This window comes from Dysgonomonas sp. Marseille-P4677, from assembly GCF_016652235.1.
Lineage (GTDB): Bacteria > Bacteroidota > Bacteroidia > Bacteroidales > Dysgonomonadaceae > Dysgonomonas.
The window spans coordinates 1-2017 of sequence record NZ_JAEPKU010000250.1; the positions used below are offsets into that span (position 1 = coordinate 1).

Sequence of the window (2017 nt, forward strand, 5' to 3'; positions counted from 1 at the left end):
GTTCTATATATATTGTTTATTTTATGTAGCTTATCTACAATTACGGCCCAGGGATTGGCTGATGCAAAAGAATTATATTTGAGAGGTGATTATACGAAGGCTTTGCCTTTGTTCGAGGCTGAATATGTAGCAAAACCAACCGATGCGAATGTTAATCATTGGTATGGAGCATGTCTCTTCGAGACAGGAGAAGACCTGAAGAAAGCAGAAGAATGTCTTCTTTTTGCTTCAAAAAAGAACATTCAAGATTCGTTTCTATATCTGGGACAGATTTACATACAAGAATATCGCTTTACAGAAGCTACTGAAGCCTTTGATAAATATGAATCTTTATTAAATAAAAGTCCCAGAAGGACAAAAGAAGCGAAAGAAAAATATGCTCAGAATGTAGAGCGTTTGGAAGAAAAGAAGAAGCAATTGTCACGTTTGCACCGTATGGTGTCTAATACAGAAGATATTCAGATTATAGATAGTTTGGTCGTTGATAAGTCCAACTTCCTTTCAGCTTATAAGCTGAGTCGTAGTTCGGGGCGCCTCGACTTTTTTAATAAAGTATTTACTGCTAATAAGAAGGTAGAATCTACAGTTTATTTCAATGAGAAAGAGACCAAGATTTATTTCTCTCAACCGAATAAGAATGGAGTTTATTCTCTTTTTTCTATGGAAAAACTATTGGATGAATTTGGAAATGAGAAACAGTTGTCTGCAAATAATTTTAACCTGACAGGTGATCTCAACTATCCTTATGTTATGGCTGACGGAGTTACTATTTATTTTGCTGCTAAAGATTATGATTCTTTAGGTGGATATGATCTTTTTGTTTCAAGATATAATATGAACAATGATACTTATCTTGCGCCCGAGCGGTTGAACATGCCTTTTAATTCTATCTATAATGACTATATGATGGTTATTGATGAGGAAAAAGGTGTTGGGTGGTTTGCTTCTGACAGATTTCAGCCGATAGGCAAGGTTTGTATATACACTTTCATTCCGAATAAGATAGTTAAGATTGTAGAGAGTGATGATGAAGGGTATATGGCAGGCAGGGCACATATATCTTCTATTAAAAGTTCATGGATAAAAGGGCAGGATTATTCTCAACTAATTGCTCTTGCGCGTAAGGCTCCAAAAGAAGAAGTAAAGGTCGTGCGAGATTTTGATTTTGTGATCAATGATAATAATACATATTATACACTTTCAGAGTTTAAAAATAAAGCGGCTCGTGATACTTACTTTAGAGTTGTGCAGATGAGAGGGGAGGCTCGTAAAATATCTGAGAGGTTGGAATCCCTGCGTGTCGAGTATAGTAAATCATCCCCTGATGCAAGAAGAACTATGGCTTCTCAAATATTGGACTTAGAGAAGAGAGAAGAACAAATGCGGGTGATGATTAATGAGTTGGAAATACAAGCTCGTAACCAAGAAATTCAAAGTCTACAATAAAATTCTGCAATCTGTACAAAGAGTTCTACTTAGGGATATTTAGAAGGGATTTCTGATTTTACTTACAAGAACGGTGCTTTATGCCTATTCGAAATGTATTTGAACTGATTATTCTATTTTCTGACCAGAAAGAATGATCGGCTAAAAGTAGATCTGATTAACTTTGACCTAATCAGAGTTTTGTATTATTATATTCTCCATAGTATGAAAACCTTTTAAATTTTTTATATATAGTTCTCTGACGAATGTTCTAATATTTAATTTATGGATAGGACAAGCTATTAATTTTATGCGTGTTTTATAGCGTTCGTTTCTCTCAATTAAAAAGTCAGTTTACTCATTCAGTATAACTGGTATGTAACAACTGGAGGATAAACAATATTATTATGATTGATTAGATGCGGAGAATTGGAACTTGGTCTAAAGTCAATTTAATTCAAATGAAATTAGGTTAATTTATTCTTATATTGTTTGGTGTTATCAATTCATTTCCCTTTGTTATTCTTAATTGGATGGCGAAGGGAATTTTTTATTCAGGATAGGAATATAAAAAATAAGGAGATTCTATATG

The 2017-nt window shown here is 33.8% G+C and carries 1 protein-coding gene; it reads left to right on the top strand.

Annotated elements, in window-relative coordinates; all coding sequences use genetic code 11:
* Positions 1 to 1446, top strand: a 1446-nt coding sequence (locus JGH11_RS19820) for a tetratricopeptide repeat protein (protein ID WP_370567639.1), incomplete at its 5' end; no start/stop codon positions are given.
* Positions 1447 to 2017 lie beyond the last annotated feature (571 nt).